This window comes from Globicatella sp. PHS-GS-PNBC-21-1553, from assembly GCF_033564055.1.
GTDB lineage: Bacteria > Bacillota > Bacilli > Lactobacillales > Aerococcaceae > Globicatella > Globicatella sulfidifaciens.
In genome coordinates this window covers 159,458-186,075 of sequence record NZ_CP085470.1, presented here as the reverse complement: position 1 = coordinate 186,075, position 26,618 = coordinate 159,458, and the positions used below count along the sequence as shown (strand labels likewise).

At 36.0% G+C, this 26,618-nt stretch carries 19 protein-coding genes, 3 pseudogenes and 1 other annotated feature; of the genes and pseudogenes, 18 read left to right on the top strand and 4 right to left on the bottom strand.

All coding sequences use genetic code 11. The features are described 5' to 3' along the window. The first annotated feature begins 91 nt into the window (after positions 1–91). From LB888_RS00970 to LB888_RS00950, 5 genes and pseudogenes are all read left to right on the top strand, one after another. Positions 92–1,327 (top strand): transposase, encoded by a 1,236-nt coding sequence (locus LB888_RS00970; RefSeq protein ID WP_318753246.1) that lies wholly within the window; start codon positions 92–94, stop codon positions 1,325–1,327. A gap of 272 nt (positions 1,328–1,599) precedes the next feature. Beyond that, positions 1,600–3,317, top strand: a pseudogene (locus LB888_RS00965) (M3 family oligoendopeptidase). 320 nt (positions 3,318–3,637) lie between these two features. Continuing rightward, positions 3,638–4,750: an alanine dehydrogenase gene (ald, locus tag LB888_RS00960; protein ID WP_318753244.1), complete on the top strand. Its 1,113-nt coding sequence runs from the start codon at positions 3,638–3,640 to the stop codon at positions 4,748–4,750. 162 nt (positions 4,751–4,912) lie between these two features. Further along, entirely contained in the window at positions 4,913–5,833 is a 921-nt protein-coding gene (locus LB888_RS00955) for a peptidase U32 family protein (RefSeq protein WP_318753243.1), read from the top strand. Positions 5,834–5,843: 10 nt separating this feature from the next. Further along, the gene (locus LB888_RS00950) at positions 5,844–7,082 is read left to right on the top strand and encodes a U32 family peptidase (protein ID WP_318753242.1); all 1,239 of its coding nucleotides are present in this window, start codon (positions 5,844–5,846) and stop codon (positions 7,080–7,082) included. A gap of 517 nt (positions 7,083–7,599) precedes the next feature. On the opposite strand, the gene LB888_RS00945 is transcribed toward LB888_RS00950, so the two are convergent. From LB888_RS00945 to LB888_RS00935, 3 genes and pseudogenes are all read right to left on the bottom strand, one after another. After that, on the bottom strand, positions 7,600–8,511 hold the full coding sequence (locus LB888_RS00945) for a helix-turn-helix transcriptional regulator (RefSeq protein WP_318753241.1): 912 nt from the start codon (positions 8,509–8,511) through the stop codon (positions 7,600–7,602). 566 nt (positions 8,512–9,077) lie between these two features. Next, a pseudogene (locus LB888_RS00940) lies at positions 9,078–9,299 on the bottom strand (ribonuclease HIII); the annotation flags it as partial. A 94-nt stretch (positions 9,300–9,393) separates the two neighbouring features. Next, on the bottom strand, positions 9,394–9,870 hold the full coding sequence (locus tag LB888_RS00935; protein WP_318753933.1) for a DUF3378 domain-containing protein: 477 nt from the start codon (positions 9,868–9,870) through the stop codon (positions 9,394–9,396). 280 nt (positions 9,871–10,150) lie between these two features. Here LB888_RS00935 and LB888_RS00930 point away from each other — a divergent pair, with 280 nt between their 5' ends. The 3 genes from LB888_RS00930 to LB888_RS00920 all read left to right on the top strand — a co-directional run bounded on the left by LB888_RS00930 (position 10,151) and on the right by LB888_RS00920 (position 13,623). Next, positions 10,151–10,450 (top strand): cell division protein ZapA, encoded by a 300-nt coding sequence (locus LB888_RS00930; RefSeq protein ID WP_311919251.1) that lies wholly within the window; start codon positions 10,151–10,153, stop codon positions 10,448–10,450. A 21-nt stretch (positions 10,451–10,471) separates the two neighbouring features. Beyond that, positions 10,472–11,023 carry a CvpA family protein gene (locus LB888_RS00925; protein ID WP_318753240.1) on the top strand — a complete coding sequence of 184 codons (552 nt, stop codon included), beginning with the start codon at positions 10,472–10,474 and terminating at the stop codon, positions 11,021–11,023. A gap of 239 nt (positions 11,024–11,262) precedes the next feature. Continuing rightward, positions 11,263–13,623 carry an endonuclease MutS2 gene (locus tag LB888_RS00920; RefSeq protein ID WP_318753239.1) on the top strand — a complete coding sequence of 787 codons (2,361 nt, stop codon included), beginning with the start codon at positions 11,263–11,265 and terminating at the stop codon, positions 13,621–13,623. A gap of 416 nt (positions 13,624–14,039) precedes the next feature. Here LB888_RS00920 and LB888_RS00915 read toward each other — a convergent pair whose 3' ends face one another. Further along, positions 14,040–15,527, bottom strand: coding sequence for a DUF1846 domain-containing protein (locus LB888_RS00915; RefSeq protein ID WP_318753238.1), 1,488 nt, complete (start codon positions 15,525–15,527; stop codon positions 14,040–14,042). Between the two features lie 478 nt (positions 15,528–16,005). Continuing rightward, positions 16,006–16,214 (top strand) — a binding site (T-box leader). 86 nt (positions 16,215–16,300) lie between these two features. Here LB888_RS00915 and LB888_RS00910 point away from each other — a divergent pair. The 10 genes and pseudogenes from LB888_RS00910 to LB888_RS00865 all read left to right on the top strand — a co-directional run bounded on the left by LB888_RS00910 (position 16,301) and on the right by LB888_RS00865 (position 26,595). Further along, a pseudogene (locus LB888_RS00910) lies at positions 16,301–18,932 on the top strand (valine--tRNA ligase). A gap of 533 nt (positions 18,933–19,465) precedes the next feature. Continuing rightward, positions 19,466–20,419: an iron chelate uptake ABC transporter family permease subunit gene (locus tag LB888_RS00905; protein ID WP_318753237.1), complete on the top strand. Its 954-nt coding sequence runs from the start codon at positions 19,466–19,468 to the stop codon at positions 20,417–20,419. Beyond that, positions 20,416–21,372: an iron chelate uptake ABC transporter family permease subunit gene (locus tag LB888_RS00900; RefSeq protein WP_318753236.1), complete on the top strand. Its 957-nt coding sequence runs from the start codon at positions 20,416–20,418 to the stop codon at positions 21,370–21,372. Before LB888_RS00905 ends, LB888_RS00900 begins: the two co-directional genes overlap by 4 nt. Further along, positions 21,369–22,148 (top strand): ATP-binding cassette domain-containing protein, encoded by a 780-nt coding sequence (locus LB888_RS00895; RefSeq protein WP_318753235.1) that lies wholly within the window; start codon positions 21,369–21,371, stop codon positions 22,146–22,148. Before LB888_RS00900 ends, LB888_RS00895 begins: the two co-directional genes overlap by 4 nt. 17 nt (positions 22,149–22,165) lie before the next feature. After that, positions 22,166–23,080 (top strand): siderophore ABC transporter substrate-binding protein, encoded by a 915-nt coding sequence (locus LB888_RS00890; protein ID WP_318753234.1) that lies wholly within the window; start codon positions 22,166–22,168, stop codon positions 23,078–23,080. Positions 23,081–23,995: 915 nt separating this feature from the next. Beyond that, positions 23,996–25,177: an MATE family efflux transporter gene (locus LB888_RS00885; protein WP_318753233.1), complete on the top strand. Its 1,182-nt coding sequence runs from the start codon at positions 23,996–23,998 to the stop codon at positions 25,175–25,177. Next, positions 25,168–25,368 (top strand): hypothetical protein, encoded by a 201-nt coding sequence (locus tag LB888_RS00880; protein ID WP_318753232.1) that lies wholly within the window; start codon positions 25,168–25,170, stop codon positions 25,366–25,368. Before LB888_RS00885 ends, LB888_RS00880 begins: the two co-directional genes overlap by 10 nt. Then, positions 25,368–26,069 carry a hydroxyacylglutathione hydrolase gene (gloB, locus tag LB888_RS00875; protein WP_318753231.1) on the top strand — a complete coding sequence of 234 codons (702 nt, stop codon included), beginning with the start codon at positions 25,368–25,370 and terminating at the stop codon, positions 26,067–26,069. The genes LB888_RS00880 and gloB overlap by 1 nt, the downstream gene beginning before the upstream one ends. Positions 26,070–26,107: 38 nt before the next feature. Beyond that, positions 26,108–26,305 carry a hypothetical protein gene (locus LB888_RS00870; RefSeq protein WP_318753230.1) on the top strand — a complete coding sequence of 66 codons (198 nt, stop codon included), beginning with the start codon at positions 26,108–26,110 and terminating at the stop codon, positions 26,303–26,305. A gap of 98 nt (positions 26,306–26,403) precedes the next feature. After that, complete coding sequence (locus tag LB888_RS00865) at positions 26,404–26,595, top strand: hypothetical protein (RefSeq protein WP_318753229.1); 192 nt, start codon at positions 26,404–26,406, stop codon at positions 26,593–26,595. Positions 26,596–26,618 lie beyond the last annotated feature (23 nt).

Here is a 26,618-nt window from a genome sequence, read left to right as displayed (position 1 = left end):
AGACAGCTCTTTTTGTTGATTTTACTAGGTTATCGTTTATGTGTTCACTACATAGATGGTATAATGTATTTAAGAGGAAAGAGGTGACAAGATGCTGTTAACGACAACGATTAAAGTGCAATTATACCCAAGTGCTAGTGATATTGAAAAATTCGAAGAAACCCAACAACAGTTTTTAAACGCTTGTAATTTTGTTTCGACATATATCTTTGACCATGACTTTGAATTAGGTCAAACGACTTTGCATAACGCCTTGTATCATCAGATACGTCAGGATTTTGGACTGCAATCGCAAATGGCCCAGTCCGTGATGCGTACGGTAATCGCGAGATATAAGACCGTGAAAACACAGTTTAAACAAAAACCTAAGCGTTATAAAGATATCCATACAGGTAACTATCATACGCTATATAAAGACCTTTACCATTTAACGAAACCCCTAGGGTTTAAGCGACCAGTCGCTGTGTTCGTACGTAATCGTAACTACGCTTATCATCAAGACGACACCTATTCACTGACGACTAATCAAGGACGAATTAAAGTGTCTTGTGATAAGCAACATATCGCTTATCTTCAACAATTTAGCCAGAATGCTTACAAGTTCGGTCAAGCTGAATTACTCTGTCGTAAGGGTAAGTGGTTCTTACACGTGTCCGCAAGTAAAGAGATAGACAACCCAGCTGAAGCTAATATTCAACGGATTGTAGGCATTGACCGTGGTTTAAGACAGATACTAACGATTGCGGATGATACAGCTCATACTACCTTCTATTCGGGTAAAAGCTTGAGGAAGAAAAGACGGCATTTTATGAAATTGCGCCAGTCCTTACAAGCGAAGAACACCAAATCAAGTCGTAGACGCCTTAAAACAATTGAAAGACGAGAGAACCGCTGGATGAATGATGTGAACCATCAATTATCAAAGACACTCGTTGACCGATATGGGGCCAATACCTTATTTGTGGTGGAAGATCTTACGAACGTTACTTTTAACACGACTCACCACCGTAAGCAAGATGCACGGTATGAACACCATTCTTGGCGATTCTTCGATTTTGAAGAAAAGTTAATGTATAAAGCTTTAGAAAGTGGTTCGCAAGTTTTAAAAGTATCCGCACAATTTACGTCCCAACGTTGTCCAAAATGCGAATCAATTGATAAAGCTAATAGACAACAAGATAAGCACTTGTTTACTTGTCAGAATTGTGGGTATCAATCAAATGATGACCGTGTGGCAGCTATCAATATTAAAGAATTAGGTCACCGATATCTGTCGAGTGAGAAAAACCTACGGTTTGAAAAAGTTGTGCCAATACAAAATTATTAAACATCAAACAATATTCAGTAAGTGTCTACAGACCGCTTATTGATGGGGTGCCAGTCAACCATCCCTTAGTGTCTTTAAACGGTTGGAGATATGACATCGTTTGTACAACCACCATGTTTAGGACAAACTCTCTGTTTTAACAGAGAGTAGTTGATGCACTTATTTATTATACTCTATCCCACTTTAAAGCGCTAATTGATTGTTTAATTCCTACCCGAATTTCACTAGAATATGCTATAATTGTTCTATTATCTTAAGAAGAGAGTGATACAATGAAATTTAATGACTATCCATATGAACGTCCTAATTTGGACGAAGTAAAAACAAAGTTTATGCAACTGGTTACTGCTTTAAAAGACAGTGAGACAGCCGAGGATGCATATGAGGCCGTGCGTGAGATTCAAAAAATTCAAAACACAATTGATACCCAATATAACTTAGCTCTTATTCGTAATTCCATTGATACACGTGATAAGTTTTATGAAACAGAAACTAGTTTTTGGGATGAAAATATGCCTGTTATTAGTGAATGGGTCAATGATTTTTATCGTGCGATTTTTGATTCGCAATTTTTAGCTGACTTAAAAAAGAAAGTACCAGCAACTTTTTTCCAATTAGCTGAAAATAGTTTAAAAACATTCGATGTGAAAGTAATTCCTTTATTACAACAAGAGAATAAATTATCAACAGAATATTCTAAATTAATTGCTTCAGCTGAGATTGAATATAAAGGTCAAACTTATAATTTATCGGGTATGAGTCCTTTTACCCAATCAACAAATCGCCAAGAACGTCGTGAAGCAACTGTTTTAGTGAGTGAATTCTTTGAGAAAAATCGTGATGAATTTGATCGCTTATATGATGAATTAGTGAAAACACGTGATGCGATTGCGAAGGCATTAGGATTTAATGATTTTGTTGAATTGGGCTATTTGCGTATGAATCGCTTAGACTACAATCGTAAAGATGTTGAAATCTATCGTCAAGAAGTTTTAAAACATGTCGTGCCATTAGTATCAAAATTATATCAACGTCAACAACAACGATTAGGGTTAGATGCGTTGAAATCCTATGACTTAAATTTTGAGTTTGAAGACGGCAATGCTAAACCTAAAGGAACACCGGAAGAAATTTTAGCCAATGGTGTCAAAATGTACCATGAATTGTCACCAGAAACCGGTGAATTCATTGACTTTATGGTGGAAAAAGAATTATTGGATTTAGTCACTAAACCTGGTAAACAAAGTGGTGGTTATTGTACTTATATTCCAGATTTTGAGTCACCGTTTATTTTTTCTAATTTTAATGGTACTTCAGGCGACGTGGATGTTTTAACGCACGAAGCGGGACATGCTTTTCAAGTCTATTCTTCTCGTTGGATTGAGACGCCAGAAGTGGTATGGCCGACTTATGAGTCGTGTGAGATTCATTCGATGAGTATGGAATTTTTGCCTATCCTTGGATGGAACTATTCTTTGAAGAACAAACCTTGAAATACAAATATAGTCATTTGTTTGGCACTTTATCATTTCTACCATATGGTGTATTAGTCGATCATTATCAACATGAAGTATATGAGCATCCAGAAATGACACCTGCACAAAGACGTGCCACTTGGAGAAAACTAGAAAAAATGTACAATCCTTGGAAAGACTATGATGGCATTGAACTATTAGAAGAAGGTGGCTTCTGGTTCCGTCAAGGCCATATCTTTAATTCGCCATTCTATTATATTGATTATACTCTGGCGCAAGTATGTGCTTTACAATTCTGGAAACGAAGTCAAGTGGATCAAGATCCTAAAGCGTGGGATGATTATTTAGCGATTTGTCGAATCGGTGGTACTCAAAGTTTCAAACAAATTGTGAATAGCGCCAACTTATTGTCACCATTTGAAGCGGGAAGCTTAAGTGGGATTGTTAAGGAAGCGGACCGTTATTTAGAAAATATTGCGGAAGCGGACTTAGTAACGCCATCAGATGATCAATAATTGTGCTTAGCACCTTATTGCTTTCCAGCTACTTACAAAATATTCTTATTATACAATAGTAGACCAGTTAAATGAATTCTTTGCAGAAGAAGTTGACAACAGTGGTTTAAATTTGTGGTTAACAGCTAAATTTTTACGCAAAATAATCCATTAAATAGACATAGGGTCGACGGATGTTAAGCTTATTATATGTTAATTTCACACTGATTATTAAGATTTTTTGGTAAAACACACCGATTTTATTCGAAATTTAAACCATATTATTTTTACCTTCGTCCTTTTTATGTTATATTAAGGATATATGAGGAGGAATTTAACTTATGATTATAGGATTACCAAGAGAATTGAAGGCAAGTGAAGACCGAGTTGGTTTAACGCCAGCGAACGTTAGTGAATTAGTGAATGCTGGACATCAAGTCTTAGTCGAAACCAATGCCGGAGAGGGATCTGGCTTTTCAGATGAGGAATATGCAAAAGCAGGAGCGGAAATTAAAGCGACTGCGGCAGAAGTGTGGAAAGCTGAAATGGTGATTAAGGTAAAAGAGCCTCTTAAAGAAGAATTTGATTATTTCTATGAAGGTTTAATTTTATTTGCTTATTTACATTTAGCACCAGAGCTAGAATTAACACAAGCTCTATTAGACAAAGGTGTTATTGCGGTTGCTTATGAAACAATGGCTCATGAAGGAACATTACCTTTATTAATGCCAATGTCAGAAGTTGCTGGACGTATGGCTGTACAAATTGGAGCTAATTTCCTTGAGAAAAATAATGGTGGACCTGGTATTTTACTAGGTGGTGTTCCAGGCGTTCGTCGTGCGAATGTAACGATTATTGGTGGGGGAGTTGTTGGTCTAAACAGTGCTCAGTTAGCTTATGGTTTAGGTGCAAATGTTACGATTTTAGATGTGAACCCACAGCGTTTGGCAGAATTAGAACAAATTTTAGGCCATGGTGTGCAAACATTAATGTCAAATGAAGCTAATATTCATCGAGCAGTTGTGGACTCAGATGTTGTAATTGGTTCTGTCTTAATTGCCGGTCGTCGTGCACCAGTGTTAGTAAAAGAAGAAACAATTAAACAAATGCGTGAAGGTTCTGTCTTAATTGATATCGCCGTTGACCAAGGTGGTAACTTTGAAACAACGAGCCATGCAACGACACATAAAGATCCAACCTATGTAAAACATGGTGTGATTCACTATGCTGTTGCGAATATCCCAGGTGCTGTTCCAAGAACATCGACCATCGCATTAACGAATGCAACCTTACGTTATGCGAAACAAATTGCTGGTAGTGGAATTGAAGAAGCATCTCTTAAAAATGAAACTATCATGACGGGTATCAATACTTACCGTGGTAAATTAACATCTAAAGCAGTCGCAGACTCACAAGATAAAGAATTTACGAGTATTTTAGACTTAATTAAATAGAGAGCTTTTATCTTAAAGCATGGGGCAAGAAGTATGAAACACTTATGTTTCGACTTCTTGCTCATTTTTTGCATACAAATTATTATAAAAATTATTTATCAACAGAACAGATTATGATAGAATAGAATGGTATTAGTATTTTTTATAAGAGGAGGCAGGGAAATGGTTGAACTGATTGCAACAGTTGAGTCACTCCAACAAGCTGAAAACCTATTAAATGCAGGGGTAGATATTCTCTATTTTGGTGAGGACCAATTTGGATTGAGGTTACCTTACTCCTTTAGTCGTGAAGAGCAACAAGAGTTAGTGGCTTTAGCTCATCTGAAAGGTAAAAAAGTGAGTATTGCGGTGAATGCAATCTTTCATAATGAAGGAATTGAAAAAGTTCCTGAATATTTACAATTTTTAAAATCAATCAATGTGGATACGATTACAGTGGGAGACCCAGGAGTCGTACAAATTATGAAAAATCCTGATTTATTTATACCTTATCGGTATGATGCGCAAGTAATAGTGACAAGTAGTAAATCCATCAATTTCTGGGCTAAAAGAGGAGCGGTCGGTGCAGTTGTAGCTCGTGAGGTACCACGTGATTCTTTAGAAATACTAGCGCGCGAATCGTTGGTTCCGGTGGAATTTTTAGTTTATGGTGCGACTTGTATTCATCAATCTAAACGTCCACTACTGCAAAATTATTATAATTATATCGGCAAAAATGAAGCTGTGACGCGTGATCGTGGCTTATTTTTATCAGAACCACGCAAACCAGACAGTCATTATTCTATCTATCAAGATAGCAATGGCACTCATATATTTGCCAATAATGATGTCTTGTTAGCGAAATATTTACAAGACTTAGTCAATATGGGCGTGTCTCAACTCAAATTAGAAGGTATTTTCTCGCCAGGAACTAATTTTGTCAAGATTGCGCAATTATTTGTTGATGCGCGCGATCAAATTGAAGCTGGAACATTTGATGCGGAAGCCGCACAAAAATTAGAAGAAGATGTACGAACTTTACATCCAGCTAATCGTGGTCTTGATACAGGATTCTTCTTATATGAACCTGGATTTGTGAAGTAGGAGGAATAAGATGCGAACTATTACTAAAAAACCTGAAGTGTTAGCACCAGCTGGTACTTTAGAAAAATTAAAAACAGCTATTCATTATGGAGCGGATGCAGTTTTTATTGGTGGAGAGCAATTTGGATTACGCAGTCGTGCGGGGAACTTTGATTTTGATGAGATGTCAGAAGCGGTGCAATTTGCTCATAAACGCGGAGCGAAAGTATACGTTACAGCCAATATGGTAACCCATGAGGGGGATGAGCAGGGAGCCGATGAATTTTTCCGTCATCTAAGAGATATTGGGATTGATGCAGTGATTGTGTCTGATACCGCTCTAATGCAAATTTGTGTGGATGCAGCGCCTGGTTTACCAATTCATTTATCCACTCAAGCCTCAGCCGCTAATTATCAAAATTTAAATTTTTGGAAAGACGAAGGCTTAGAACGAGTGGTCCTAGCGCGAGAAGTTTCCATGGAAGAAATTAATGAAATGAAAGAACGTGTCGATGTAGAAATTGAGGCCTTTATACATGGGGCAATGTGTATTTCTTATTCTGGTCGTTGTGTTCTTTCGAATCATATGGAAAACCGTGATGCCAACCGTGGTGGCTGTTGTCAGTCTTGTCGTTGGAAATATGGCTTATTTGATATCGCTGTTAATGGTGACCGTCAGATGGTGGGCGCTGGTGAAGAAGGTATTGAAGAAAAATTCTCGATGAGTTCGGTTGATTTAGCGATGATTGAGCATATTCCGGATTTATGTGAAGCAGGCGTTGATAGTTTAAAAATTGAAGGGCGCATGAAATCCATTCATTATGTATCGACTGTCGCAAATGTTTATCGTGCGGCGGTTGATGCTTATTGTGCAGATCCTAATCACTATGAATTAAAACAAGAATGGGTTGATGAATTGTGGAAAGCGGCTCAACGTGAGTTAGCCACTGGCTTTTACTACAGTACTCCTTCAGAAAATGAACAATTATTTGGTAAACGACGTAAAATCCCTCAATATGGTTTTATTGGTCAAGTTTTAGACTATGATCCAACCACTCAAATTGCAACAATTCAACAACGTAATAATTTTAAAGTTGGTGATGATATTGAGTTTTACGGACCGGGTATGCGTCATTTTGAACAACATTTAACGGAATTATGGGATGAAGAGGGAAATGCGATAGAAGTGGCTCCTCATGCCATGATGATTTGTAAAATGAAAGTTAACCAACCAGTTGAAAAATTTGATATGATTCGTAAACGAAAATAAGAGGTCGGGCATAATCTTGATAAATTTAGTTAAGATTATTGTTCCTTCATTAAAAGCGCAGTGGTTGAGTGGCCTCAAACTGGTAAATTCAATCAATTTAGTGCTCGATAATTAAAAGCGCAGTGGTTGAGTGGTCTCAATCTGCGTCTTAATGACTTGCTTGAGACCTACTCAACTTTGCGGGGGTGGACAGACGAAGCGAAAACTATTCAATTTTCTACTTCTGGTCCAATCCCCTAAAAAACTCCCCTAGTAGCAACTTAAAAGTAAACTACTTTAGGGGAGATTTTTTGCGTTCAAATAGAAAATACTCTGTAGTAGTATTAGCTAATCCTATGCAATTCGTTGGAGTCGGACCTCTTTATAGGACAATTTTTGTTGTTTGCTTTATAATCAGGCGTATCAACTCTATCATTCGCCTCTATCTGATAGGCTATGTAGTAAAGTCCCAATAGTACCAGCTGTTTCATTCTTTAATCTACTACACAAACCTAATTTATATGCTATTGTTATTTTTCTACTTATTATTATTTTGTTGGTCTTTAATTTTTAGCTGTAGTTTAGCAAATGTACGGTTAATGTAAGGCATTAAGAAGTTATTTTCTTTAATCTCTGCAATTAACTGTGCTTTATTACAAAATTCAGCTGCTTTAGTAAAATCATCTGCTATGATTGCATTATCAGCCAATAATAAATACAATGAATCGATGCGTTGTAAATCTTTTGTTTGAGCAGATAGATGAACCGCATTTTCTGCATAAAAATTAGATTCCATTATCTTTAATAGATAGGAGTTTGAACGTGCAAGTCCAAATAAAATTTTAATCTGATAGTGTAAAAAATTTGTTTTATTTTCAACTAATTTTAGTGCTTTTTCAAAATATTCAATCGCTTCATTATAGTTTTCAAGCGAAAAATAATAATCAGCAACGGAATTTAATAAAATAATATGAAGTTCAAGGTCACCTAGTTCGGGGCGATTTTTATTTTCTAAGATACTAATCGCCTGTTCACAGTTTGCAATTGCTTCCTCGATAAGATTATAATTATTCGCTAAGATGATGGATTCTATCCATAGTTTATAAGTTGAACTGATTGGAGAAAAGCTTGCATCATTCACCACTTCTTTAAAGTAATGTTCGAGAGCTAAATATCTTTCTTCTTCAATAAAAGTATTTATTTTTTGTTGAAATTTTGGAATAGCAGACGTAATATTTTGCCCGACATCATCTACTTCACCAATCAAATAACCAACCGTTACATTCAGTTTTTGCGCTATTTTATGTAAAATTTTAATATCAGAATCGACTTCGTTTTTTTCGATTTTGGAAATCAGTCCCTGACTACAGATGTCTTTCGCAAGGTCTTTTTGTGTCATGTTTTTTTGGAGACGTAGTTTTTTAATTTTTTCCGCATAATTAATATCCATTTTAATCTACCTCCATTTAGTAATTTCAAATGGATTATATCGAAAAAACGCTTTAAATAGCAAGAAATTAGGTTTTTAATTGGTCATAATGAGATGAAACGAAATACGAGAGGCTGGGCATAAACTTGATAAAGTTAGTTAAGATATTGTTCATTAATTAATAGCGCAGTGGTTGAGTGGCCTCAACCTGCGTCTTTAATGAGGTTAAAGATAAATTTGGTAAACTTAATCAAGTTATTGTTATTAAATTAAAAGCGCAGTGGTTGAGTGGTCTCAATCTGCGTCTTTAATGACTTGCTTGAGACCTACTCAACTTTGCGGGGGTGGACAGACAAAGCGAAAATCATTTGATTTTCTACTTTTGGTCCACTCCCAACTGTGCGGGGGTAGGCCGACGAAGCGAAAATTGTTCAATTTTCTACTTCTGGTCTACGCCCTCGTTTTGCCTGATACAAAATTCGTAGAAAGTACTAGCAACTAGCGTCTTTTGTACCTTATTAATGACTATTGGGAAGGTGAGTAGGCAAGTCAGAGAATATCGCCATAATAAACGGCTTAGATTGGTTTTATTTACCTAAAATCTTCTGGGTATTAGCAAAATGCAATTTAGCTGTTTTATCTAATATTCTAGGGCCAAATTGTTTAACTAAACGTCTTCCAATCTGATCAACATTTAAACCCGCACCGGATGGTAGGATGATGTTGTAAGGTTTACCTAATTCAGTTAGCGATTCTAGAAAGGCAGCCCGTGCAATAATAGAAGCACAAGCAACTGCTAGGTGATGACTCTCGCCTTTTTTTCAAAATAAATTTTACCTTTATATGGATTCGCTTCGTTTTTTAAATATTGATAATAATTTTTTTCGCTAGTGAATTCATCAATTAAAATACCTTGTAATTGATTTTTTCATTGTCTGATAGTTTGGCCATTAATTTTTGTAAAGTAAAATTATGTAATGATACTTTGATGGCATTGGCATTACGTGTTTGATTGGCTTTATTGTATTTTTCAGGAGAACATATGGTTAAATGATAAGGCACACATTCTTTAATTTGCCAAGCCAGCTCAATAATTTGTTTATCAGTCAATAATTTTGAATCTTTAACTCCTAGTTCTTTCATTAACGGCTGCTTTTCTTTCGGTAAATAGACGGCACAAACGGTTAAAGCACCAAAATAACTGCCATTTCCTACTTCATCACTCCCAATGATCGTCCAATCAGCAAAATCATGAGGTAAATGAGTAGTGGCAGCGGTTTTTGACGAGGGTGTTTTTTGACTGGCAGTTCCCCAAATAGCGGCTTCATTTTCGGCTCCATGACCTTGAAAAAGAACTTTACCAGTTTGATACGCGGTAATGACAATGCCGTTTTTTTGGCACGGAAAATACTATAAGGAACTGGAGACTGCATATAATGTTGATAATGTGTGGCCATTTCCTTAATTTTTTCAGGACTTAATACGAGTGTTTGACTAGACAATCGAATCCCTCCTTATTTATAAATGCTCTTTTATTATATCATAGGGTTAGTAAAGATTGAATTATATATGAAACTTCTTAGAAAACGTGCAATAAACGCTGTTTTCTGATAAAATGTAGTGTATATAAAATACTACTATAGCAGAAGGGAAGAAGATTGTGAGCGAGAAACGTCGTTTTAATGTGACGATTGCTGGGCGACCTTATACAATTGTTGGTGAACGTTCAAACGAACACATGGAGGCAGTAGTTGAATTAGTGAATACTCAATTAAGTCAATTATCTGAATTAGCCCCTCAGTTATCTATTATGGATCACAGTATTTTAATGGCAGTCAATGCTGTCAGTGATCAACTCGTAAAAGAAGCTAGAATTATGGAATTAGAAGCAGAGCTTGAACAGTTAAAAGTGGCTTCAACATCATCTAAATTAAATGCTAATATTCCATATCGAAAATAATTTTAAAGAGGAGGCTGTCTGATGTTAACTTTTATAATTTTAATTATCTTAGCTTATAGTTTTTATACCGGATTTAGACGTGGTTTAGTAATGCAATTGATGCAATTATTAGGTTATGTTATTACTTTTATCTTAGCGACCAAATATTTTGAACCCTTATCTCAATATGTTGAGATGATTATTCCATTTCCATCCGTTCAGCAAAATACTAATTTGATATTTTATGATGAAGCACAAAGCTTCCTAGTAGACCAAGCATTTTATCGCGCTGTTACTTTCGTTGTTATTGGATTAATCGGTTGGTTATTGACGAAGTTTTTAGCCGTGTTTTTCACTAGAATTACATATTATAATGTTTTAAGTATTGTTAATTCTATTGGTGGTGGCTTAATCAATCTACTGATTGCTTTTGTCATGATTTATATCTTTTTATTTATTTTATCGTTAATTCCAATTGAGTTTATTCAACAACAGTTTGTTGATAATCCACTCGCTTATCGCATTGTTGCTGATACGCCTTTTCTATCAAAATGGGCGGCAGAAACGTGGTTAACGGTTAATCCTTTTGGATAAACAAATGATAAAGCTGGACAAAACTTTAAAAATTCTATTTAGTTCATCTGTTTATTTTATAGCGCAGTGAAGATGGTCTCAAACTGTGTCTGAAAGAGGCTGGTCATCAACTTAAAAATTCTATTTGGTTCCAGCTGATTATTTTATAGCGTAGTGGTGAGTGGTCAGACGAAGCGAAAATCAATTGATTTTCAACTTCTTGCCCACTCCTTTATTGTCTTTTTGAAGGAGAGTGTCCGATGAGTTCCAATACAAAAATTTATGAAACATTAGAATTTGCTAAAGTACAAGCACAAGTACAACAATATATTCAAACAGAATTAGGAAAAGATAAAGTACAAGCCATGCGGATTAGTGCGGATTTAGATCAACTTGAAGAATGGCAACTAGAAACTGAACAGGCATTAGGCATTTTAACACAACGTAAAGTCATGCCGATACCTCGTTTAAATAATTTAGCACCGGCTTTAAGACGTTTAAAATTAGAAGCCAGTTTAAATGCACTGGAGATTGCACAAGTAGGTCGCCTGTTAAAAACTATCAAACAATTAATTACTTTTTTTGACGAGTTGGCTGAGGATGATAAAGTTTATCCGGCTTTATCAAAGTGGGTCGATCAATGTGTTCATTTGCCTCAAATTGAAAAATTAATTGAACAATCGATTACTGAAGAGGGTAATGTACTGTCGACTGCTTCCACTGAGTTAGCTTCAATTCGTCGTCAACAAACACAAACTGAAGAACAAATCCGTAATCAATTAAATCAATTAGTCAAATCAAAAGCGAGTCAACTATCCGATACATTAGTGACCATGCGTAATGATGTGTATGTTTTACCGGTTAAAGCAGAATACCGTAATCAATTTGGCGGCCGTATTCATGACCAAAGTAGTACGGGGCAAACGCTCTATATTGAACCACAAGCAGTGATGGTATTAAATCAAAAACGTTCTGAATTATTAGTGGCTGAACGTAAAGAGATTGAGCGTATTTTGATGGAAATTTCAGTCGAATTGATGCCGCATTATGAATCTTTAAAACACAATCAATTAATGGTTAGTGAATTAGATTTTATTCAAGCAAGAGCAGAACATGCTCGTGCGTTCGAGGCAGTAAAGCCGAAATTTTCAGTGGATAATCATGTAGCGTTGTGGCAAGCACGGCACCCCTTAATAGATGCTAAAGATATTGTAGCCAATGATATTATTATCGGAGAAGAGTATCGTGCTCTGATTATTACGGGGCCTAATACTGGTGGGAAAACCATTCTCTTAAAAACGCTAGGTTTACTACAAATGATGGCGCAAACGGGATTGCATATTCCAGCTGATCGTGGAAGTCAAGTGGGTGTCTTTGACGATATTTTTGCAGATATTGGAGATGAACAGTCGATCGAGCAAAGTTTATCGACGTTCTCGAGTCACATGACCAATACAGTCCGTATTTTAGAACAAGCGACTTATCAATCGCTAGTACTCTTTGACGAATTAGGTTCAGGTACCGATCCGCAGGAAGGGGCGGCTTTGGCGATGGCGATTTTGAATTATTTCCGTAAAGTCGACGCGACGGTCATGGCGACTACACACTATCCTGAACTCAAATTATATGCACACGATACGCCAAAAACCATCAATGCCAGTATGGAATTTGATGTCACGACATTATCGCCAACTTATCGTCTATTAATTGGTGTGCCAGGCCGTAGTAATGCTTTTGACATATCTCAACGTTTAGGACTACGAGCGGATATTTTAGAAGAAGCACGTGGAGGCATTGACACTGAAACTCAGTCCGTCAATGAAATGGTAGCGAATTTAGAGCGGGAGCGTCGCGAAGCTGAGTTAGCCCATGAAGAAGCTTTAGAACAGCTTGCTTTAGCTGAACAACTTCATAAGGACTTACGAACAGAGTATAATCGTTGGTTAGAACAAAAAAATCAAATCGTTGAAAAAGCTAAACAAGAAGCGAACGAAAAAGTAGAAGACGCTAAAAACCAAGCGGAAAAAATACTTCAAGAAATTCGTGAGTTACAATTAGAACAAGGTAGTCGTGATAATATTAAGGAACATGTCTTAATAGATAAGAAAAAAGCCTTTGATGATTTGAAAATGCCAGAAAACCTTAAGAAAAATAAAGTACTTCGTCGTGCGAAACGTCAACGCCAATTTCATGAAGGCGATGATGTCGAAGTCATTTCTTATGGACAACGAGGTACTATTGTTGAACAGACAGGTGCCGAAGAATATATTGTCCAAATGGGTATCTTGAAGATGAAAGTAAAAGCTGATGAATTAGAACCATTGGATAAAGTGGAATCGAAAGTAAAAGTGAACGTTCAGCGTAGCGCAGGTCCGAAAGTACAAACCACCTTGGACTTACGTGGCGAACGCTATGAAAATGCCTTACATCGCTTAAGTCAATATTTAGATAGTGCCTTATTATCGCATCACCCAATGGTGACCATCATTCATGGAAAAGGCACAGGAGCCCTCAGACAAGGGGTTCGTGAAGCTTTAAAACGCCATCCACAAGTCGATCATTTTGAATATTCAGCGCCGAATGCTGGCGGCAATGGTTCAACCGTGGTCTATTTTAAATAATTTAGCGAAGTCAAAATTATCACTCAATATTAATAAAATAGTTTATCGATCAATCTTGAGAGTCATTTCTCATTAGGTACTCTTTTTCGCTGACGTACATCAATTTTAGAATACAAAAACGAGCAAGCTCTCAGCAATAAAGAGTTTGCTCGTTTATTTTATTGGATTATTTACTTAGTTTAGTACGATTAAATTATGTTCTTTTCAATGACTAAGTTTAAAAGATTAGTATTCGAGTCATTAATAACACTGCAATAATTATATGGTATGCTGATTGAGATAGAACCTTGTTCGAATTCACGTCAAAGTACGAAAATTTGTGATGGAACTAGGTGATTATTCTAAGTACATAAGTTTAGGCTAGAAAAATAGGGTAACTAACTTGAGTAAGCTATTTATGTTAGACAAATAGGTGATTATCCTTCGTAAAACAAATAATCGCTAGCAAATTCAGATTCACTGGTCATCATAATTCCTAAGTTACGATAAGATTCTTCATCAGATTTTGCTGGAATGACCGTACTATGAGCTTGTAATGTTTTTAATTTATCGAGTTGCTTTAAAGCCAAGTCAGCAGTGGGGTTGGTAACGGCTGAAATACTTAATGCAATTAGAATTTCATGGGTATTTAAAACATGATTACGGCGTTTTAAATATGTACTATTTAAATCGTCAATCGCTTTTAAAATCATTGGTGTTAATAAATGTAAATCATCACTGATATTGGCTAAAGCTTTAATCGCATTAAGAACACACGCAGCCGAAGCCGTCATCATTTCACTGCTTTTACCGGTTATAATGGTCTGATTTGGTAACTCAATGGCTACAACCGGAACGCCTTCTTTTTCCGCTTTTTGCAGTGAGGCCGCAACTACTGGACGATCATCAGTTGTCAATGCCATTTCGTCCATAATTAATTTACTTCTTTGAGCAGTTGCGAGGGTAGCAGTCCCTTTTTTATAAGCGGTTTGAGATTCAAAATAGCGTCGAATAATTTCTTGTTTAGCGGCATCTTCCACGACATTTTGGTCAGTAATCGCAAACCCTACTCGGTTGACGCCCATGTCCGTAGGGGAGTGGTATTCAATTTCGGCACCGCCATTAATACGTGTTAAAATTCTTCTTAACAATGGGAAAGCCTCAATATCTCGGTTGTAATTGACCGTTGTTTCGCCATAATGCTGTAGGTGGAAGGTGTCGATCATATTGACATCTTCTAAGTCAACCGTAGCGGCTTCATAAGCGATATTTACTGGATGGTCGAGAGGTAAGTTCCACACAGGGAAAGTTTCGAACTTGGCATAGCCAGCTGAATGACCATGTTGTACTTCATGGTAAAGTTGATTTAAGCAAGTAGCTAATTTACCACTATTTGCTCCTGGTGCAGTTACAACAACTAAAGGTTTAGTGGTTTTGATATATTCATTTTGACCATAGCCTTCTTCTGAAACAATAGTATCAATATCCATCGGATAACCTTGAGTATGCCCATGTGTGTAAACTTTAATTCCGCGACGTTCTAACTTAGTTTTTAATTGTTGTGCAGGTGATTGGCCAGTAAAGCGAGTAATGACAACACTGTTGACACTTAAATCCCAATGACGTAAATCATCAATTAATTTTAATAAATCTTGGTCATAGGTAATTCCATAATCGCCACGAACTTTGTTACTTTCAATGTCTCCGGCATAAATACAAATGATAATTTCAGCTTGTTCACGTAAACGGTATAATAGCTTAATTTTACCGTCTGGATCGAAACCAGGTAAAACTCTAGATGCATGATAATCCCCGATTAATTTTCCACCAAACTCGAGGTATAATTTATCATAATGATTAACACGTTCCATAATGTATTGACTTTGTTCATCAAGATACTTTTCACTATCAAATCCAATTTTCATATTATCATTCCTCTCGCTATAACTCATTTAACCATTGTACCAAAATTAATCTAAAATAAAAGTCCTATAGTTGGGTAAAAACGAAAAAATATTTTTGGTTCCATCTATTTTATGTTAGCACTGTGGTTGAGGGGATCAAACAGATTCTAAAGTCGACTATCATAAACTTGATCAATTCAGCCAAGTTATAGTTCGTTTATTTGATAGCGCTGTGCTAGTGTAGTTATTCGCTATCCTAACACGATGTCAATTAACCTCAAATATTATTTTAAAAAATATAACATAAGGTTCCAATATGAATTTCAACTTTTTCAAAATCATTCGCTACTAATAGTTGAATCATTTACTGTTGGACGTACTTTTTATTTCATGATGGCATTAAGCGAGAATGATCGCTAATACTTGAAGATTGATGAGAGATCAAGCTTGATTAGTGCTTGAAACTATCCGGTTATTTTGTTAAAATGTAAAACATAATATGAATGCGATGAAGAGAAGAGTAGTCAACGCTTTTTCAGAGAGAAAACAGTCGGTGAAAGTTTTCATAGTTGATGAAGGTAGCTTGGAGCTTTAAAGTGTGAACTAATAGTAGTACTTTACGCAGAAGATACTGTGTTAACAACATGGAGAGATACTCGGATTAGTGTCTAAAATTAGGTGGTACCACGTTATTTAAACGTCCTTTGTTCAACAAGGGGCGCTTTTTTATTTTTAAATAATTAGCAACTAACTTAATCAATAAATCGCAATGAATGAAAGAAAGGAAGTTTCTTATGAAAAAAGAAATGTCAACCAAATATAATCCGCAAGCGGTAGAAGCGGGAAAATATCAACAATGGGTTGAATCAGGTGTCTTTAAACCTTCTGAAGACCCGAAGGCGGAACCCTATTCAATTGTCATCCCACCACCAAATGTCACTGGTAAATTACACTTAGGTCATGCTTGGGATGTAACGTTACAAGATATGATTATCCGACAAAAAAGAATGCAAGGCTATGATACTTTATGGTTACCAGGTATGGACCATGCTGGTATTGCGACTCAAGCTAAAGTGGAAGAAAAATTAGCTAAAGAGGGGATTAGTCGTCATGATTTAGGTCGTGAAAAGTTCATCCAACAAGTATGGGACTGGAAAGAAGAATATGCTCAAACTATTCGTCAACAATGGGGTAAAATGGGCGTTTCTTGTTGATTACTCTCGTGAACGTTTTACTTTAGATGAAGGTCTTAATAAGGCTGTCAATCGTGTCTTTGTTGAGTTATACAAAAAAGGCTTAATTTATCGTGGTGAGTATATTATTAACTGGGACCCGAAAGCGATGACTGCTTTGTCAGATATTGAAGTCATTCATAAAGACATTGAAGGAGCATTTTATCATATTAATTATCCGGTTGTGGGTAGTGATGAAGTATTAGAAATTGCGACAACACGTCCAGAAACCATGCTCGGTGATACGGCAGTCGTTGTTCATCCTGAAGATGAGCGTTATCAACATCTAATAGGTAAGACCGTGATGTTACCATTAATGAATCGTGAAATTCCAATTATCGCCGATGATTATGTCGATGTAGAATTTGGAACGGGAGCGATGAAAGTAACACCCGCTCATGATCCAAATGACTTTGAATTAGGCAATCGTCATAACTTGCAACGTCTAAATGTAATGAACTTAGATGGTTCAATGAATGAAAAAGCTGGTCAATATGCTGGAATGGACCGCTTTGTTGCACGTAAACAAATCATTAAAGACCTTGAAGAATTAGGATTAATGGTTAAAATTGTAAGCCATCCACATAGTGTCGGACACTCTGAACGTAGTGGAGCGGTTGTGGAACCAATATTATCGACGCAATGGTTTGTTAAAATGAAGCCATTAGCTGAAAGAACCATTCAAAATCAATCTGAAGAGGATGCGGTGTCATTCTTCCCACCACGCTTTAACCAAACATTCTTAACTTGGATGGAAAATGTTCACGACTGGGTTATCTCTCGTCAATTATGGTGGGGACATCAAATTCCTGCTTGGTATCATAAAGAAACCGGCGAAGTCTATGTAGGAGAAGTTGCTCCTGAGGATGAAGAGAATTGGGAACGTGATAAAGACGTCTTAGATACTTGGTTCTCTAGTGCTTTATGGCCATTTTCTACCATGGGATGGCCAGAAGAAACAGCCGATTTTGACCGTTATTTCCCAACTAGCACATTGGTAACCGGATATGACATTATCTTTTTCTGGGTGAGCCGGATGATTTTCCAATCATTAGAGTTTACTGGTCGCCGACCATTTAATAATGTCTTATTACACGGTTTGATTCGTGATAGCGAAGGGCGTAAAATGTCTAAATCACTTGGTAATGGGATTGATCCAATGGACGTCATTGATGAATTTGGAGTCGATGCTTTACGTTGGTTCTTAGCCAATGGTTCGGCTCCGGGACAAGATGTTCGTTATAGTGAAGAAAAATTAGCAGCGGCTTGGAACTTTATTAATAAGATTTGGAATGCGAGTCGTTTTGCTTTGATGAATGTTGGCGAGATGACCATTGAAGATATTAACATTGGTGAAGATTTAACATTGGCAGACCGTTGGATTATGGCACGTTTACAAAATGTGATTGAAGATGTGACGCGTCTTTTTGATAAATTTGAATTCGGAGAAGCAGGTCGAGTACTTTATCATTTTATTTGGGATGATTTTTGTGACTGGTATATTGAAATGACGAAAGAACAGTTACAAGATGATTCACGTGATAATACTACTACCAAATCGATTTTAGTCCATGTTTTAGATAATATTTTAAAATTATCTCACCCAATTATGCCATTCGTTACAGAGGAAATATGGCAACAAATCGCCCCAGCAGGTGAATCAATTGTGGTGGCTAAGTATCCAATAGTGGATGAAAACTATCGTGATGCTCAATCAGAAAAAGCAATGGAACAAGTTATGGAGATTATCCGCGCAGTGCGCATGATTCGCAATGAAATGAATACGCCATTATCTAAGAAAGTGGACCTATTCATCAAAGCGAATGATGAAGCGACAATGGATTTATTAACAGCCAATAAAGCTTATATTGAACGCTTCTGTAATCCTGAAGCATTAGAAATTGCCTTAGCTCCGAACGCACCAGAAGAAGTGGTGTCTCAAACATTACCATTTGCACAAATTTTAATGCCGCTAGCAGGCTTAATTAAAATCGAAGATGAAATCAAACGTTTAGAACAAGAAGTAGTGAAACTTGAAAAAGAAGTGGATCGCGTTGTTAAAAAATTAAGTAATCAAGGTTTCGTAGCCAAAGCCCCAGCAGCAGTAGTGGAAGCTGAACGTGCAAAACAAGTTGATTATGAACAACAATTAGCAGCAGTCCAAGAAAGAATCGCGCATCTTCGCCAATTATAGACTAGGCATCATTCAATCAAGTTGATAATCGATAATCAAAAGTACAATGGTTGAGTGCCCTCAAACCGCGTCTTAAGATAGCTGAGAATAATCTTGAAAAAATCAGACAAGTTATTGCGCGCTAATTATAAGCGCAGTGGTTGAGTGCCCTCAAACCGCGTCTTAAAGACTTGTTTGAGAGCCACTCTCAACTTCTACAAAGAAGAACAGATGAAGCGAAAATTTATGGATTTTCTAGTTCTGGTTCACTCCTAAAACCGTTTGTTAAACTGTATCAATACTTTTAATAGTATGTTGTATTTTTATGGATACGACATACTATTTTTTATGCCTTAATATAATGGTTTTTTCACAAAGTTTGATTAAATGTTAAATGGCATAAAACCTTGATATTAAAGCGTTATTCTGGTTATTATAGCGAAATATAAAATTATTTTATGCTATTTTGGAATTATTCTTATTTACCTTAAAACACACAAACTTGTGAAATAATGTGTTATAGTTAGAGAGTAAAAACTGATAAGGAGGTCAACATGAAAAAATCAATTCTATATAGTTTGTTTTTGGTAGTCGTGGTGGCCTCTTTAATGATGGGACCTGAAAATTTAAGATTTGAAAGTTTATTTCAAGGGGATGAGCGTTCACATTTAATCTTTTGGCAAGCGCGCGTGCCACGAACCATTAGCATTATTTTAGCGGGGAGTAGTATGAGTTTAGCCGGTTTATTAATGCAAGTCATTTCGCAAAATCGGTTTGCAGCACCTTCTACTGTGGGGACAGTTGAAGCTGCCAAATTAGGCTTGTTATTGAGTTTATGGTTATCGCCAGAGGTAACGATTGGTAGCAAAATGTTAGCTTCATTTACAAGTGCGATAGTGTTTACTTTATTCTTTTTTATGCTGATTGCTAGAATTAAAGTGAAAGAAGCTTGGACCATTCCTTTATTTGGAATGATCTTCGGTCAATTAATTAGTTCATTTGCATCCGCGATTGCTTATCATTTTGATCTAGTGCAAAGTATCAGTTCATGGCAACAAGGCAATTTTGCTTTAATTCAAAAAGGAAGCTATGAATGGTTGTGGTTAACATTGATTGTACTGATGTTCTTACCATTGATAGTTCGCCCTTTAACGATTATGCAATTAGGACGTTCCGCTTCACAAAACGTTGGCATTCATTATGATGCGATGCGTTATTTAGTCATTGCTATTGTCGCTTTAATATCAGCGGTTAATGTAATGACTGTTGGGACTTTACCATTTATTGGGGTCATCATTCCTAATTTAGTACGGCTATTTTATTCGGACAATTTACAAAAATCAGTTCCTATGGTAATGATTAGCGGCAGTCTATTTGTTCTTGTTTGTGATTTAATGGCACGGTCATTGATTCGTCCTTATGAAATCCCAGTTTCGGTTATTATCTCGGTATTGGGTGGTTGTCTCTTCTTATGGATTGTTTTAAGAAGAAGGGAATGGCAATCATGAAAAAGCGCGTAGTGACTTTATTAATTTTAGTATTAGGATTCAGTTTGCTTTATATTGGATTGGATTTCTTTCAATTAACCGCTTATGTTCAAAAAGCAAGATTAACCAAGTTACTGAGCTTTTTAATCGTTATCTTGTTGATTGTGCCTCCAACCATTGTCTTTCAAACAATTGTCAATAGTCGTTATTTATCACCAAGTATCATCGGTATGGATGCTGTGTATGTTTTAATCCAATCCCTTATTTATTTTATGGGGTATCATTATTTAAATCAGTTGATGAATCATTCGCTTATCTTATTTTTAATTCAAATAGGACTAATGCTTAGCATCTGCTACTTATCATTATATCTTGCCAAAATTAACTGGCTATCAACGGTTAATGAATCGATATGGTTAATGATTGGAATGATTTTTGGTACCGTTTTACGAAATTTGAGTACCTTTTTTCAAGTATTAATGGATCCTAATGAATATTTAGCTTTACAAAGCCGTTTGTTTGCTTCTTTCCAATCTGTTTCTAAAGAATTACTTGGGATTGCCTTTATAATTGCGATACTATCGAATGCTTACTTATTTTATAAACGTTATTTATTGGATGTCTATCATTTAGGCAAAACCACTGCTTTAACATTGGGTGTGGATATTCAAAAAGAAACTAAGCGCTTTTTGTTATTGATTGTTTTGATGTTAGGTACCGCTACTGCCTTTGTTGGGCCTCTGACATTTTTAGGTTTTATGGTAGCTAATATTACCTATTATTTAACACCTAAACACCATCATTTAGAACGATTAACGATTGGTATTTTGTTTGGGTTGGTGATGATATTAAGCGGACAGCTATTAATTGAACGTGTTTTAAATTTGCAATTTAATTTAAATATTATGATTGAAGGTATCGGTGGTTTGATGTTTTTCCTATTATTATTTAAGAAAGAGAGGGTTTTAAAATGATTATCACCAATATTACTAAAGGCTATCTTCATGGCGCCAAGAAGCAAGTGGTTTTAGATGATGTCGTCTTAGAAATCCCTAAAGGAAAATTATCTGCCATTATCGGACCCAACGGAGCAGGTAAGACCACCTTACTGAATATTATGAGTCGTTTGGAGCAAGCTGATGCAGGAACCATTACGTTGGATCAAAAAGGCTTAAGTGAATGGTCTCGAGATTCATTTGCTAAAAGAGTGTCAATCTTAAAGCAACAATCACATTTTGACGTTAAGCTGACAGTACGCGAATTTGTTGAATTTGGACGTTATCCCTATAGCAAAGGTAAACTAACAGCTGAAGATAGAACCAAGGTTACTGAATGTTTAAATTACTTGAATCTTTCCGAAATGTCTGAACGCTACATTGATGAATTATCAGGTGGTCAACGTCAACGGGTGTTATTGGCGATGATTATGGCACAAGATACGGAATTTGTATTATTGGATGAGCCACTAAACAATTTAGACATTAGTCAAACCATTAGCTTGATGAGTTTATTAAAAAAACTAGTCGTACAATATCAAAAACGGATTGTGATGATTGTGCATGATATTAACATTGCTGCCCAATTTGCTGACTATGTCATTGCGATGAAAGAGGGCAAAATTTATGCTCAAGGTTGTGTTAATGAGATCATGACTCCAACGATTTTAGAACCATTGTATGGGATAAAAGTTGAACGAATTGAACACTATCCGTATCCCATTATTAATTTTTATGATGATTCAGAACTATAAAGAAAAAGGAGAATATTATGAAAAAAATTGTCATTGTATTATTAGGAATAGTAAGTTTATTAGCAGGTATGGGAAAAGTTCAAGCAGCAGCAGTGAAGGTTACCGATAGTTTGGGAACTGAATTGGTTTTTGAGCAGACACCTGAACGGGTAGTCGTGTTAGGATATTCAGAATACGATACTTTGAAAGCTTTAGGTCTAGAGGAATTAGTCGTGGGTGCACCTAAAAAGAACGTTCCCGCATATTTAGGTGCATTACCCGAAAAAATCACCGATATCGGTTCTTTAAAAGAGCCAAATTTAGAAACTATTGCCGAATTAGCACCGGATTTAATTATTGCAACGGGGAGAACAGCAGCTTTAGCAGAAGAGTTGAAACAAATTGCGCCTGTATTTGTCAATCGTTTAGATAATGTTAATTTTTGGGAATCCTTTAAATCCACAAACTTAAATTTAGCAACCATTTTTAATCAAACTGAAAAAGCTGAAGCGGTGATAACGAGTCTTGAAGAAAAAGTAGAACAAGTTAAACAGACGGTTGCCGATCAAAATCAAACAACTTTAGTGTTAATGTTAAATGAAGGGAATCTCTCTGCCTTTTCAGCTAATTCTCGCTTTGCTTTAATTTACCAAATATTTGGTTTTAAAGCTGTAGATGATAATATTGAAGATGGGACTCATGGCCAAGAAGTGAGTTATGAAGGTATTTTAAGCTTAAATCCTGAACGTATTTTTTACTTGGATCGTACGGCAGCTATTGGCGGTGATAAAACTAAAAATGCTGACTTCCTTACAAATGAATTAATCGCGCAAACAACAGCCAGTCAAAATGATGCGATTAATGCTTTAACGAGTGATTTATGGTACTTAACTGGCGGAGGGTTAGAATCATTATCACTGCAAATAGATGAAATTGAAGCCTTCATTCAATAGTATCGTTTCAACTTTGACACGCAATTCAATATAAAGGAAAATATTTAAAGACAAATAGATTTTTTGAATTGAAAGATAGGTTAAGAAGTGAAAAGTTAAATTTTTGCTTCTTGCCTATTTTCTGTGTTTTGGGAGTGGGCAAGAAGTAGAAAATCAGTTGATTTTCGCTTCGTCTGTCCACCCCCGCACAGTTTGAGGCCACTCAACCACTGAGCTTTGAATTAAGTAGATATGCCTGAACAGAATTTAAAAAGTTTTTTGCCCAGCCTCGTTTATTTTAATGTTCATTTGGTAGTCTAATTTTAACTATAAAATTCTCGAAATATTGATTCGATTTCTGTTTGTAGATGTCGAATTGAATAAAGTAGCAAAACCTTTATCATTTATAACTATTTGGTCATTCGAAATCTACTTTATCGACTTTTTAAATCATTATTGAAGTAATCTTTATCAAGATATGGCATAATATGATTAGGATTTGATTATATCAGCCAGTTATGTAAAAAGTAGCTTAAATAACAGATGCTTCAGTAAAAACTAAATTGCTGATTGTTAATATAGCCTTATGATGGCGTAACTTAATGAATCAGTTCAACCACTTGATGAAATGGGTTAGTGAAAGTTAAGATGCATTTTAAACTTGGAATGTTAATTTGACTATCTAATAACATAACGGGTGGGTTCTTAAAACTAAATCAATAGCCTTAATTTGAAGCTAATGTGTAACTAAGTTTGCTAACGGAGTCAGCGATAGTCAGTATGATAAAACAAAAAGTGTTTAGGCAGATGGCAACGTTAATTAGCGGAGGACATTAGGCGGCATCATTGACATGGTTTTATGTGGCATTTTGATGATTTAGTCACAAGATAATGAGATAATCAACAATAATAGAATCAATAGATGGAGTGAAGTGAATGCAAGAAAGAAATAGACGTTTAGGAACGGCACCGATTGGACAATTGTTAGTACAATTTTCAATTCCAGCAATTATCGGGATGGTCGTGAATGCTTTGTATAATATTATCGATCGAATATTTATTGGTAATGCTCCTGACTTGGGAGCTAATGGGTTAGCAGGAATTACTATCGGTTTTCCTATTATGATTTTACAATTATCAATCGGCTTACTTTTTGGGGTCGGAGGCGCTACTTTATTTTCGATACGATTAGGTGAACGCAATGAAAAAGGGGCAACCCAAGCATTAAATACCGCTTTTGTATTGTTAATTACATCAGGAGCATTATTTATGATGATTGGTACGATGTTTTTAGAGCCATTATTAGTATTATTTGGTGCCAGTGAGACCGTTTTACCTTATTCAACAGCCTATATGCGCGTTATTTATTTTGGATCTATTTTTCAAATTTTAGGATTAGGGATGAATAATTTTTTACGTGCTGATGGACAGCCTAAATTAGCAATGATGACGATGTTTTTTGGAGCAGGTACAAATATTATCTTAGACCCTATTTTTATTTTTGGTTTGAAGATGGGCATGGCTGGTGCTGCTTGGGCAACGATTATTTCTCAGTTTATTTCCATGAGTTGGACCTTATTTTATTTTATGAATCCTAAAAATACTCATCATATTCGTTTAAACCAATTGAAGTGGAATTGGCAAGATGTCTTGAATATTATGGCATTAGGAATGCCAAACTTTTTAACTAATATTGGGAGTTCGATTCTTAATTTAACCCTTAATAAAACATTATTGATATATGGAGGAGATATTGCTGTTTCCGGAATGGGTATCGTCAACAGTATTACAACTTTCTTGGTGATGCCAGTGATTGGGATTAATCAAGGGGTGCAACCGATTGTTAGTTTTAACTTCGGTGCCAAACAATACTCGCGTATCATTACTGCTGAAAAATTAGCCATAATGGCAGCGACAGTGGTTACGACAGGCGGATGGATTCTGACTCGCTTATTCCCAGAGCTTATTATTGGTTTGTTTAATAAGAGTCCTGAATTAATGGCTTTTACTAAACCAGCATTACACGCGTGGTTATTATGTTTACCGGTAGTTGGATTTCAAATATTGGGAGCCAATTTCTTCCAAGCGATTGGTAGTTCAAAAAAGCGATGTTCTTAACATTGACCAGACAATTGATTTTCTTAATTCCTGCAATTATCATCTTTTCTCAATTATGGGGATTACAAGGGATTGTGTATGCTGCACCTTTTGCAGATGCGTTAGCTTTTATTATTACGGGTTATACTTTTTATAATGGTATTCAATATTTAAAGCATCGACCAAATAGTAAATTTGAGGAGGTTCTATAATGGAAATAATAGCGATTAATGCATTAACCGATAATTATATATGGGTGATCAAAGAAGCTAATGGAGCGATTGTCGTTGATCCTGGAGAGGCTCAACCGGTGCTTGATTTTTTAACAGAGCATCAATTACCTTTAACTGCGGTACTCATTACCCATCATCATGACGATCATACAGGTGGGGTGAAAGAGTTGTTATCAAACTATCCTGACGCACCTGTCTATGGGCCAGTTGAAGTAGAAGGAATGACTTATATAGTCGCTGATGGTCAGCAGTTTGAAATCAATCAACATCAATTTAAAGTTAAAAAAACAGCTGGTCACACGGCAGAACATATTAGCTTTTTAATGGATGATCAACACCTATTTTGTGGTGATGCTTTATTTTCGGCAGGTTGTGGACGAGTCTTCACTCAAGATTATCAAGCGCAATATGATGCACTAAAATATTTTGAATCATTAGCTGATGAAGTCAAAGTTTATGCTGGTCATGAATATACCTTGACTAATTTAAGATTTGCGAAAAGCATGGAACCCGATAATTTAGTTTTACAATCAGCTTTACAATTGGTTGAGCAATTGCGGTCGGATAACCTTAAGACCTTACCTTCTACCATTGGTTTAGAGCGAGACATCAATTTATTGATGATGGCGCCTAATTTAGAAAGTTTCATCGAATTAAGAAAGGCAAGAGATAACTTTTAAAGGCGATATTATTTTTTAGCAAAAATGAGGTGATAAATATGGATTTAAAAATGTTTAAGGGACTCGTTAAAGGGCCAGTGATACCGACGATTATTGAAATTGAAGGGCGATTATTTCCTAAAAATGCCATCCAGACCTTACCACTTTATTATCTGGCATTTGAACAAGATAATCTTGAATTGTATCAAATGAACTCGTTCTTTCAAAAAAGAATTCTGAGCCACTCCTTTGCTTGAGGTACGATCAAATCGAATCATTTGAACTCGGTATCTCCCAAAAAATGGAAATTGTCTATTCTTCACCTAGTGAAAATACGTATTTAACAGTTCAAATAGTGTTAAAAGATCAACAAAGCTTAATCTTTGAATGTGAAGATGTCAGTGTTGCAGCTCAACTTCCACCGTTCTTAGAGCAACAACATATCTCTTTAATAGACCCATTAGGCATAGTATTTTATTTTCAGCAAAATGAAAGTTATCATGAGACAGTAGGTAAATTACTTGATACACTCAATGAAAATAGGTAACAATTTTCAAAATTGCGTCTCAT

What these genes read in the sequence shown, in the direction of transcription:
- LB888_RS00970 (WP_318753246.1), top strand. Translation starts at nt 92, where the DNA reads ATGCTGTTAACGACAACGATTAAAGTGCAATTATACCCAAGTGCTAGT.
- ald (WP_318753244.1), top strand. Translation starts at nt 3,638, where the DNA reads ATGATTATAGGATTACCAAGAGAATTGAAGGCAAGTGAAGACCGAGTT.
- LB888_RS00955 (WP_318753243.1), top strand. Translation starts at nt 4,913, where the DNA reads ATGGTTGAACTGATTGCAACAGTTGAGTCACTCCAACAAGCTGAAAAC.
- LB888_RS00950 (WP_318753242.1), top strand. Translation starts at nt 5,844, where the DNA reads ATGCGAACTATTACTAAAAAACCTGAAGTGTTAGCACCAGCTGGTACT.
- LB888_RS00945 (WP_318753241.1), bottom strand. Translation starts at nt 8,511, where the DNA reads ATGGATATTAATTATGCGGAAAAAATTAAAAAACTACGTCTCCAAAAA.
- LB888_RS00925 (WP_318753240.1), top strand. Translation starts at nt 10,472, where the DNA reads ATGTTAACTTTTATAATTTTAATTATCTTAGCTTATAGTTTTTATACC.
- LB888_RS00920 (WP_318753239.1), top strand. Translation starts at nt 11,263, where the DNA reads ATGAGTTCCAATACAAAAATTTATGAAACATTAGAATTTGCTAAAGTA.
- LB888_RS00915 (WP_318753238.1), bottom strand. Translation starts at nt 15,527, where the DNA reads ATGAAAATTGGATTTGATAGTGAAAAGTATCTTGATGAACAAAGTCAA.
- LB888_RS00905 (WP_318753237.1), top strand. Translation starts at nt 19,466, where the DNA reads ATGAAAAAATCAATTCTATATAGTTTGTTTTTGGTAGTCGTGGTGGCC.
- LB888_RS00900 (WP_318753236.1), top strand. Translation starts at nt 20,416, where the DNA reads ATGAAAAAGCGCGTAGTGACTTTATTAATTTTAGTATTAGGATTCAGT.
- LB888_RS00895 (WP_318753235.1), top strand. Translation starts at nt 21,369, where the DNA reads ATGATTATCACCAATATTACTAAAGGCTATCTTCATGGCGCCAAGAAG.
- LB888_RS00890 (WP_318753234.1), top strand. Translation starts at nt 22,166, where the DNA reads ATGAAAAAAATTGTCATTGTATTATTAGGAATAGTAAGTTTATTAGCA.
- LB888_RS00885 (WP_318753233.1), top strand. Translation starts at nt 23,996, where the DNA reads ATGCAAGAAAGAAATAGACGTTTAGGAACGGCACCGATTGGACAATTG.
- LB888_RS00880 (WP_318753232.1), top strand. Translation starts at nt 25,168, where the DNA reads ATGTTCTTAACATTGACCAGACAATTGATTTTCTTAATTCCTGCAATT.
- gloB (WP_318753231.1), top strand. Translation starts at nt 25,368, where the DNA reads ATGGAAATAATAGCGATTAATGCATTAACCGATAATTATATATGGGTG.
- LB888_RS00870 (WP_318753230.1), top strand. Translation starts at nt 26,108, where the DNA reads ATGGATTTAAAAATGTTTAAGGGACTCGTTAAAGGGCCAGTGATACCG.